A 9,654-nucleotide genomic window follows, 5' to 3' on the forward strand; every position below is an offset into this window, starting at 1 on the left:
CAGGGCCAACCGAAATGAGATATACGAGAATTCCAACCCCCCCTGGGAGCGAGGGCGTCCCGCCCTCGGCGAAGGCGAGACGCCTTCGCTCCCACGTGTGGGCCGCCGCGCTGTGCGTGCTGGCGCTGGGCGCCGGCGCCGCCGGCGCGCAGGAACCGGCCGAAGCGGAGGCGGAAATGGATCCCTTCCCGCGGGTGCGGGTGGAAACGACCGCGGGCGCCTTCACGCTGGAACTGTTCGCCAACGACGCCCCGCTCACGGTACAGCAGTTCCTGCTTCTGGCCGGCAGCCGCTTCTACGAAGGCACGATCTTCCATCGCGTGGTCCAGGACTTCGTGATCCAGGGCGGCGGATGGTCGGTGGATTTCCAGGAGCGCCTGATCGACGAAACCTTGCCCAACGAATCCGGCAACGGCCGCTCCAACGTGCGCGGCACGATCGCCATGGCCCGTACCGGCGATCCGCATTCGGCGAAAAACCAGTTCTACATCAATCTTCAGGACAACGTGGCGCTCAATCCGCGCCCGGGTCGCTGGGGATATGCCGTGTTCGGACAGGTAGTCAGCGGCATGGAGGTCGTGGACGAGATCGGGAACCGGGCCACCGGGCCGGGCGGCCCGTTCGATCGCGACGTGCCGGCGGCGCCGGTGATCATCGAACGGGTCCTGCGCGTGACTGAATGAGCACCCTTTTCATCTCCGATCTCCACCTGGACGCCACCCGACCCGCCGCAACCCAAGCCTTCCGCGAATTCCTGAAGCATCGCGCCGCCGAAGCGGAGGCGCTCTATATCCTGGGCGATCTCTTCGAGGCCTGGGTGGGCGACGACGACGACGATCCGCACGCCGGCGGGATCATGGACGCGCTGGCGGAACTGACTTCAGACGGGGTCCCGGCGTGGTTCGTGCACGGCAACCGGGACTTCCTGGTTGGGGACGGCTTTTGCGGCCGCACGGGCGTGACGCTGCTTCCGGAAACCAGCGTCGTGAACCTGGGCGGAGAAAACGTGCTCCTGATGCACGGCGACAGCCTGTGCACCGACGATCATGACTACCAGGAGTTTCGCGCCATGGTCCGCGATCCGAAGTGGCAGGCGCAGTTCCTGGCCCTGCCGCTGGCCGCCAGGCGTGCGCTGGCCACCCAGGCGCGTGACGCCAGCCGCATTTCAACCGGCGGCAAGCCGATGGAGATCATGGACGTCAACGCGGACGCGGTGGCCGAGGCGATGCGCGCGAGCGGAGTGCGGCGGTTCATTCACGGCCACACGCACCGTCCCGACGTGCACGAATTCGAACTGGACGGCGACCCCGCCACTCGGATCGTTCTGGGCGACTGGTTCGAGCGCGGCTGGGCGCTGGAACACGACGGGAGCGAGTTCCGGCTGGGGGCGTTCGACCTCTAGCTGCTTTCGACTTCGAGGGCGGGCAGCTCGGCCATCTTCGGCGGCCGGGCGGCGGCCACCGGTTCGGCGCCGGCCACCCGCGCGGCCTTCCTGGCTTTCCGCTTGCGCGACTTGCGCTTGGCCCGCACCTTGTCCGCTCGCTCCCGGGCGACCCGGCGGAGCAGCTTGCCGTCCACGCCGCCGGTCACGTACTGGCCGTTGAAGCATGAAACGTCGAAACCCGTGATCTCGGCACGCCGGAAGTTGACCGCCGAGATCAGATCGCCCAGGTCCTGGTAAACCAGCCAGTCGGCGCCGATTCTCTCCTCGACTTCCTCCACCGTGCGGTTGGCCGCGATCAACTCTTCCGGCGCCGGCATGTCGATGCCGTAAACGTTCTGGTAGCGGACCGGCGGGGCGGCCGAGGCGAAGTACACCTTCCTGGCGCCCGCCTCGCGCGACATCTCGACGATCTGCCGCGAGGTGGTGCCGCGCACTATGGAATCGTCCACCAGCAGCACGTTCTTGCCGCGGAATTCCAGGTTGATGGGGTTGAGCTTCTGGCGCACCGAGCGCTTGCGCTCGTCCTGGCCCGGCATGATGAAGGTGCGGCCGATATAGCGGTTCTTGATGAAGCCCTCCCGGTACTTGACGTTCAGCCGGTTCGCGACTTCCATGGCGCTGGTGCGGCTGGTGTCCGGGATCGGAATCACAACGTCCACGTCGCTGGTGTCGTGTTCGCGCTGGATCTTCTCCACCAGGCGCTCGCCCATACGCAGGCGCGCCTTGTGCACCGAAATGCGGTCCATGAGCGAGTCCGGGCGGGCGAAATAGACGTATTCGAAGATGCAGGGCGTGTATTGCGTGCGGGCCGCGCACTGGCGGGTCACCGCTTCCTCGCCGTAGGGAAAGACCCAGGCCTCGCCCGGCATCACGTCGCGCTCCAGTTCGAAGCCGAGCTGCTGCAGGGCAACGCTTTCCGAAGCCACCAGGTATTCCGGTCCCTGCTTGCTTTCCCGCCGGCCGACGACCATCGGCCGGATGCCGTAGGGATCGCGGAAGGCGACCAGCCCGAAGCCCAGGATCATGCAGACGACCGAGTAGGCGCCCTTGCAGCGCTTGTGCACGCCGCGCACCGCGCGGAACACGGCCTCGGCGTCCATCGTCCGGCGCGAAGTGCGCAGGAGTTCGTGGGCAAACACGTTCAGCAGCAGCTCGCTGTCGGAATCGGTATTGAGATAGCGGCGGTCGCGCTGGCGCATCTCGCCGGCCAGCTCGTGCGCATTGGTCAGATTGCCGTTGTGCGCCAGGGCGATCCCGTACGGGCTGTTGACGAAGAACGGCTGGGTTTCGGAGTTCTTGTCGGACCCGGCGGTCGGATAGCGCACATGGCCCAGGCCGGCCGAGCCCCGCAGGTTCTGCATGTGGCGGGTGCGGAACGTCTCGCGCACGAGTCCGCGGGCGCGGCGCTTGCGGCACATGCCCTCGTCGTCGGTCAGGATGCCGGCGGCGTCCTGGCCGCGGTGCTGGAGCATGATGAGCGCGTCGTAAATTTCCGGCGCCGCCGCGCCGTGACCCATCAGGCCGACGATCCCGCACATCAGCGGCCACCCAGTGCCTTGAGCAGCAGGCTCAGGGCGTCGCTGACCGGTTCAAGGAAAGGCAGGCTCATCGAATCCTGCACCCAGGTCTCGGGCCCCACGTGTATGCACAAGAGCAGAAGTCCACCTGCAATCAGCCAGCCTTTGGCTGCACCCAATAATACGCCCAAGGCGCGATTCGCGGAAGCCAGCACGCTGTTTTCCACGGCCCTGGAAGCCAGGCCCGCCAAGGTCGAGCCAATCACGAGCACGACCACGAGCACGCCCAGCCTGGCCGCCCAGAGCGCCACGGACTCGGCGACCGACGGACCGCGAAATATTGCGCCGGCGAGCGGATTGTTCGCGAGCCAGATCTCGATCTTCGCCGGCCATCCGGACAGCAGCGTGGCCACGACCATGTCGCCGAAGGCAAAGGCCAGAAACACGCCCGCAACCCAGGTCGCAAGGCTCAGGGCGGCGGACAGGAAACCGCGTTTCATTCCGAGCCAGGCTGCGGAAATGAAAATCACCACGACGATCCAGTCGAACAGGGTCACGGCGGTGCGTTCTCCCAGTCCGAAACGAAACCGCTGCGCCCGAGCAGAGCCAGTTCGGCAACCGCCGAATCGGCGTCGCCCCTTGAGGCGTAGGGGCCCACGCGTACCCGATGCAGAGTCCGGCCGCCGTCCTGCCCGCTCACGACCTGCACGCCATAGCCTTGTTCGCGGCACCATTCGGAGAGTTGGTCGGCATTCGCGCGCGAAGAGAAACTGCCGATCTGCACGGCCCACCGAGGCCCGGCCGCAACCGCGGGCGTTTCGGAAGATGCGCCGGAACTAGGCGAGGGCCGGGCTTGTTCGTCCGTTTCCGGTGGTGCGACGAAAGCTCTGGCTGGCTGCGGCGCGTGGGGCACCGAACCCGGGGCCACCCATTGGGCGACGGTGCGCGGACCGGGCTCCGGGCGGGTTTCGTCCGACGCGGCGATGCCCGGTTCGGCAGGTTGAGGTGCGACGTGGGCCACAGGGCTTTCAGAACCCTCTTCGTCCGGTATACGGACCCCTTCCCGCGGGCCGATTACCAGGGCCAGCAACAGGAGCAAGGCCACCAGGACCGCTCCGCCCACCAGCCGCTCAAGCACCGGTGATTGCATTGCAGTGAATTATATGCGGGGGCTTGGGAGCGCGAGCGTAAAATATCGGGTTCCTGCCACCGCCTGCGGATTACGGCATGTCCGGCAACACCATAGGACGCCTGTTCAGCGTCACGACTTACGGCGAGAGCCACGGCCTGGCGCTGGGCGCCATCGTGGACGGCTGCCCGCCCGGCATGGAATTGTGCGAGGCGGACATACAGGGCGACCTGGACCGGCGGCGCCCCGGGCGCTCGCGCCATACTTCGCAGCGCAAGGAGGCGGACCAGGTGCGGATCCTGTCTGGGGTCTTCGAGGGCGTAACCACCGGAACGCCGATCGGGCTGATGATCGAGAACACCGATCAGCGCCCCCGCGATTACTCGGCCATCAAGGACAAGTTCCGTCCCGGACACGCCGATTTCAGTTACCAGCAGAAGTACGGCATTCGCGACTACCGCGGAGGGGGACGCGCGTCCGCACGGGAGACGGCCATGCGGGTCGCCGGCGGAGCGATCGCCCGCAAGTACCTGAGCGAGCGGGCGGGCATCACGATTTACGGCTACGTGGCGCAGCTCGGGCCGATCCGGCTGGAGTGCCCGAACCCCGAGATCATCAACGACAACCCGTTCTTCTGCGGCGACCCCGGCCGGCTGAAGGAACTGGAGTCGTTCATGGACGAACTGAGGCTGGCCGGCGACTCGATCGGCGCGCGGATCAACGTCTGCGCCCGCGGAGTGCCGCCCGGGCTCGGCGAACCCGTGTTCGACAAGCTCGAGTCCGTGATCGCGCACGCGCTGATGAGCATCAACGCGGTCAAGGGCGTGGAATTCGGCGCCGGCTTCGCGGCCGTCGAACAGCGCGGTTCGGAACATCGCGACGAGATTGCGCCGGGCGGCTTCCTGAAGAACGACGCCGGGGGCACGCTGGGCGGCATATCGTCCGGACAGGACCTGCTGGTGAGCATCGCGATGAAGCCCACCTCCAGCATCCGCAAAAAGGGCGCCACGGTTACCCGCGGCGGCGCGGCCACCGATATCAGCACCGGCGGGCGCCACGATCCCTGCGTGGGGCTGCGCGCCACTCCGATCGCGGAAGCGATGCTGGCGATCACGCTGATGGACCATTACCTTCGCGACCGCGCGCAATGCGGCGACGTCGATCGGCAGGCGACCTCGACTGCCGCGAGCGCTCGCCCCGCCGCCGCGGCGCGGACCGCGGGAAGCTGAGATGAACGGCTACAACGTCGCTGTGGTCGGCGCCACAGGGCTGGTGGGCGAGACCATGATGCAGATCCTCGCGCAGCGCGAGTTCCCCGTGGACCGGCTTCACGCGGTCGCCAGCGAACGTTCGGTCGGCAAGATCGTGGAATTCGGCGAACGCCAGGTCGCGGTTGAGGCGCTCAATGACTTCGACTTCTCCGGCGTGCATTTCGCACTGTTCTCGGCCGGCGCGGGAACCGCGATCGAGCATGCGCCGCGCGCCGCCGCGCAGGGAGCGATCGTGATCGACAACTCGTCGGCGTTCCGCTATGACGACGGCGTGCCGCTGGTCGTGCCCGAGGTCAATCCGTCGGCGCTCGCCGAATGCCGCGAGCGCGGCATCGTGGCCAATCCGAACTGCTCCACGATCCAGCTCGTCGTTGCGCTGAAGCCCCTGTACGACGCCATCGGCATCCAGCGGATCAGCGTGGCCACCTACCAGGCGGTTTCCGGCGCCGGGCGCCGGGCGATGGAGGACCTGGTCAGGCACACTGCCGACATGATGGCCGGCAAGGGCCGCCCGGAAGAGCCTGCCGACGCCGAGGAGGCGGAGCCGCCCGCCAACGGGGGACAGCTTCCCGCCGCATCGGCGCCGAGCGCGGCGTTCAACGCGGTGCCGCACATCGACGATTTTCAGGCCAACGGCTATACCAAGGAAGAAATGAAGATGGTCTGGGAGACCCGCAAGATCCTGGGCGACGAAGAACTGCGGATCAGCGCCACGGCCGTGCGCGTGCCCGTGTTCTTCGGACATTCCGAGGTCGTCAGCGTGGAGCTGACGCGCAAGGTCGCCGTCGAGGAAGCGCTCAGGCTGTTTCGGGCCGCCCGCGGGGTGGTCGTCATGAGCCAGGACCGGGCCGGCGGCTACCCCACTCCCGGGATCGACGCCAGCCGGTCGGACGCCGTGTTCGTGGGCCGGGTGCGCGAGGACATCTCGCACGAGCAGGGCCTCAGTTTCTGGGTTGTGGCGGACAACGTGCGCAAGGGAGCCGCGCTCAACGCCGTGCAGATCGCAGAGCTCCTGATTCGCGACGACGCATCGGGTTAGGTCCCGGCATGAAAGGCAGAATCGCGCCGCCGGCCGTTTCGCTGTTCATCGCGCTTTTGATCTCGCCCGCGGTTCCGCAGGAAGGCCTGTTCTCGTTATGGGTCCTCTGGGGCGTGCCGCTGCTTTCGGCCGCGCTGGTCTTTTCGGTCCTTTCGGCGATTGTCCTCGGCCCGCCGCGCGTCGTGCGGATATTTTCCCGCGCCGGTTCGAAGAAGGACGACGGAGAATCTCGGGATGGGAATGCCGGCGAAGCGGAATCGGCGGAAGCCCAGCAATCCGCCGACGAAATCGCGGTGGGGCCGGACGCCGCCCTGGCGGATGCCATGAGCGAACTCGATCCGGAGAACTACATGGACCTGGCGCGGGCGCTTGAGGAAATGGGCCGGGACGCCGACGCGCTCGAGGTTCTCGCCCATATCGTCGAAGCCCGTGAGAACGAAGACGCCGAGGAGCTCGCCGAGGCGCTGCGCCGGATGCGCCAACGGCTGGGGCCGAATAATTCCGAGAGCGCATGACCCGCGCGCGGCTCGCCCTGGGAGTGGAATACGACGGCAGCGGTTTCCACGGCTGGCAGTCGCAAAGCGGCAGCACCAATGTTCAGGACGCCGTCAACCGGGCGCTCAGCCGGGTGGCCGACGAAGAGGTGCGATGCATGGGCTCCGGGCGGACCGACGCCGGTGTTCACGCCATCGAACAGGTCGCTCATTTCGAGACCAGCGCCCGGCGGAGTCCGCGCGACTGGCTGTTCGGCGCCAATACCTATCTGCCCGACGACGTCAACCTGCTCTGGGTTCGCGAAGTGCCGGGCGATTTCCATGCGCGCCACTCGGCGCTCTCGCGCACGTACGCCTACCTGATCCTGAACCGCAGCGTGCGCTCGGCGCTGGAACGCAATCGCGCCTGGCTGATCCGGGACCCGCTGGACGACGAGGCGATGAACCGCGCGGCGCAGGCGCTGGCCGGCGAGCACGACTTCAGTTCGTTTCGGGCCGCCGATTGCCAGGCCCGGTCGCCGGTGCGCAGGGTCATGGACATCCGGGTGCGCCGTAGCGGGCAACGCGTATGGATCATTTGCCGGGCAAACGGCTTCCTGCAGCGCATGGTGAGGAACATCGCCGGCTCGCTGGCGCTCGTCGGGCGCGGCCGCGAGGCGGCCGCCTGGATTGCCGGGATTCTCGAGGCGCGCAGCCGGGAGGCCGCGGGTCCGGCCGCGCCTTCCCAGGGCCTGTACCTTCAACGGATCGACTACCCGCCGGACCTGCTGCCTGAACGCAACCGGGTTGGCCTCGAAAGGCTTCTCCCGATTCCGGAAGACATTTAGGCTAAAATCAAAGTCTTATGGCGATTTCCTGGCTGCGGAGATTAATGCCGTCGCGGATCACGACGCGACGGCCGAAGAAGACCGTGCCGGAAGGCGTGTGGGTCAAGTGCGATAACTGCGGAGCACAGTTGTACCGCACCGAGTTGGAGCGAACTCAGCACGTGTGCCCCAAGTGCGAGCATCATATGCGCCTGGGGGCCAGGCGAAGGCTCGAGTTGTTCCTCGACAGCGATTCGGCCAGAGAGCTTTCCCCCCGGCTTCAGCCCAGGGACCCGCTGAAATTCAGGGACACCAAGCGTTACCCCGACCGGGTCGCGCAGGCACGAGACAACAGCGGCGAGCTTGAAGCCCTGGTGACCATGACCGGCAAACTGCACGGTCAGCCGCTCGTGGCCAGCGCGTTCGAGTTCGGCTTCATGGGCGGTTCCATGGGCTCGGTGGTGGGGGAAAAATTCGTCCGCGCCGCAAGCTATTGCCGCGAACATCGCATGCCGCTGGTCAACTTTTCCGCCTCGGGGGGGGCGCGCATGCAGGAGGCGCTTTTCTCGCTGATGCAATTGTCCAAGGTGACCGCCACGCTGCACGCGCTCGCCCAGGCCGGCCTCCCCTATATTTCGATTCTCACCAACCCCACGATGGGCGGTGTGTCCGCAAGTCTGGCGATGCAGGGCGATATCGTGATCGCCGAGCCCGGCGCGCTCATCGGTTTCGCCGGGCCTCGCGTAATCAAGCAAACAGTCCGCGAAGACCTCCCGGAAGGATTTCAGCGCGCCGAGTTCCTTCTCGAGCATGGCGCCCTGGACATGATCCTGGACCGGCGGGTCATGCGCCTGGAAATCGCCCGGCTGCTGGCCAAGCTCCTCAACAAACCACCCCCGGAATAGCCTGAGTGCGAGGGCGGTCCCGCCCTTACTCATGGCCCCCCTTTCCGGGAGACGCATGGACCCATCCATGGGGCTTTGTTCCGCTGTTCGCGCCGGGGCATCGGCGCTCACTGGCTCACAAACTCCCGGAAAGGGGGGCCATGAGTAAGGGCTACGGCCGGAGCAGCAGCACGCCCTCGCCGCCCCGTTCCAGCGAAGGCCAGAGGAACGGCAGTTCCGGGTGTGCGGCGGCAAGATTGCCCGCCACCTCGCCGACCTCCAGTACCAGCAGCCCGCCCTCGGCGAGGTAGCGGGGCGCTTCCTCAAGGATGCGGGACGCAATCGCAAGGCCGTCGGCGCCGGCCGCCAGCGCCATCCGCGGCTCATGACGATATTCGCGCGGCAGAGAACCGCACGCGCCGGCAGGCACATAGGGAGGATTGGCGACGATGAGATCGAATTTTCCCTGCGCGCCGGCGAAAAGGTCTCCCCGGCGAAGCTCGACGCGGCCCGCCAGGCCAAGCCGGCGCACATTGCGCTCGGCCACGGACAAGGCGGCGGGCGAGAGGTCGGTCGCCACGACTTCGGCTTCGGGAAAGGCGAAGGCGCAGGCAGCGGCGATGCAGCCCGAACCGGTGCAAAGATCGACAACCCGGCGCGCTCTATCCGGTTTCAGCCAGGGCGCAAAACCCACCTCGATCAGTTCCGCCAGCGGCGAGCGCGGAATGCAGACGCGCTTATCGACGTAAAGGCGCATCCCCGCAAACCAGGCCTCGCGGGTCAGGTAGGCCAGCGGCAAACGGCGCGACACGCGAGCGAAGGCCAGCGCCATCGCCCGCGCCCGCGCGGCCGCCGACACGCGCCGGCCCAGCAGGGAGCGGCGCTGCCACACGCCCGACCGGCAAACGAAATTCGCGAGCGCCAGGGCTTCCTCCTCCGCGCTGCCCATGCCGTGGCCGAAATGGACCCGCCCGCCCGCCCGGCGGGCGGCCCAAACATAGACAAGGTAACAAAAACGCAAAGAAGGACAAAGAAAAATTTGAATTATAAAAATATGAGCCTGCCCACGA

The 9,654-nt window shown here is 67.0% G+C and carries 10 protein-coding genes and 1 pseudogene (1 of these 11 only partly in view); 7 read left to right on the forward strand and 4 right to left on the reverse strand.

The annotated features are described in order from the left end of the window. The first annotated feature begins 14 nt into the window (after nt 1-14). Nucleotides 15-683, forward strand: coding sequence for a peptidyl-prolyl cis-trans isomerase (locus F4036_11095; GenBank protein MYK38285.1), 669 nt, complete (start codon nt 15-17; stop codon nt 681-683). After that, entirely contained in the window at nt 680-1,402 is a 723-nt protein-coding gene (locus F4036_11100) for a UDP-2,3-diacylglucosamine diphosphatase (protein MYK38286.1), read from the forward strand. The genes F4036_11095 and F4036_11100 overlap by 4 nt, the downstream gene beginning before the upstream one ends. Here F4036_11100 and purF read toward each other — a convergent pair. From purF to F4036_11115, 3 genes are read right to left on the reverse strand one after another with little or no spacing between them, the layout of a single operon-like run. After that, a complete protein-coding gene (purF, locus tag F4036_11105; protein ID MYK38287.1) occupies nt 1,399-2,982 on the reverse strand; it encodes an amidophosphoribosyltransferase in 1,584 nt (527 codons plus the stop codon). The genes F4036_11100 and purF overlap by 4 nt on opposite strands. After that, on the reverse strand, nt 2,982-3,695 hold the full coding sequence (locus F4036_11110) for a CvpA family protein (protein ID MYK38288.1): 714 nt from the start codon (nt 3,693-3,695) through the stop codon (nt 2,982-2,984). Before F4036_11110 ends, purF begins: the two co-directional genes overlap by 1 nt. Then, on the reverse strand, nt 3,515-4,111 hold the full coding sequence (locus F4036_11115; protein MYK38289.1) for a hypothetical protein: 597 nt from the start codon (nt 4,109-4,111) through the stop codon (nt 3,515-3,517). The genes F4036_11110 and F4036_11115 overlap by 181 nt, the downstream gene beginning before the upstream one ends. 77 nt (nt 4,112-4,188) lie before the next feature. Between F4036_11115 and aroC the strand changes: the two genes are divergently transcribed. From aroC to F4036_11140, 5 genes are read left to right on the forward strand one after another with little or no spacing between them, the layout of a single operon-like run. Then, nucleotides 4,189-5,319, forward strand: a complete 1,131-nt coding sequence (gene aroC / locus F4036_11120) for a chorismate synthase (protein MYK38290.1) — start codon at nt 4,189-4,191, stop codon at nt 5,317-5,319. A gap of 1 nt (nt 5,320) precedes the next feature. Beyond that, entirely contained in the window at nt 5,321-6,400 is a 1,080-nt protein-coding gene (locus F4036_11125) for an aspartate-semialdehyde dehydrogenase (protein MYK38291.1), read from the forward strand. Between the two features lie 8 nt (nt 6,401-6,408). Continuing rightward, nucleotides 6,409-6,915 carry a hypothetical protein gene (locus F4036_11130; protein MYK38292.1) on the forward strand — a complete coding sequence of 169 codons (507 nt, stop codon included), beginning with the start codon at nt 6,409-6,411 and terminating at the stop codon, nt 6,913-6,915. Beyond that, complete coding sequence (gene truA, locus F4036_11135) at nt 6,912-7,721, forward strand: tRNA pseudouridine(38-40) synthase TruA (GenBank protein ID MYK38293.1); 810 nt, start codon at nt 6,912-6,914, stop codon at nt 7,719-7,721. The genes F4036_11130 and truA overlap by 4 nt, the downstream gene beginning before the upstream one ends. Before the next feature lie 23 nt (nt 7,722-7,744). Then, nucleotides 7,745-8,605 (forward strand): acetyl-CoA carboxylase carboxyltransferase subunit beta, encoded by an 861-nt coding sequence (locus tag F4036_11140; GenBank protein ID MYK38294.1) that lies wholly within the window; start codon nt 7,745-7,747, stop codon nt 8,603-8,605. A 151-nt stretch (nt 8,606-8,756) separates the two neighbouring features. Here the strand turns inward: F4036_11140 and prmB are convergent. Then, nucleotides 8,757-9,654, reverse strand: a pseudogene (prmB, locus tag F4036_11145) (50S ribosomal protein L3 N(5)-glutamine methyltransferase) (it continues 50 nt past the right edge of the window).

This window comes from Gammaproteobacteria bacterium, assembly GCA_009845905.1.
Taxonomy (GTDB): domain Bacteria; phylum Pseudomonadota; class Gammaproteobacteria; order Steroidobacterales; family Foliamicaceae; genus Foliamicus.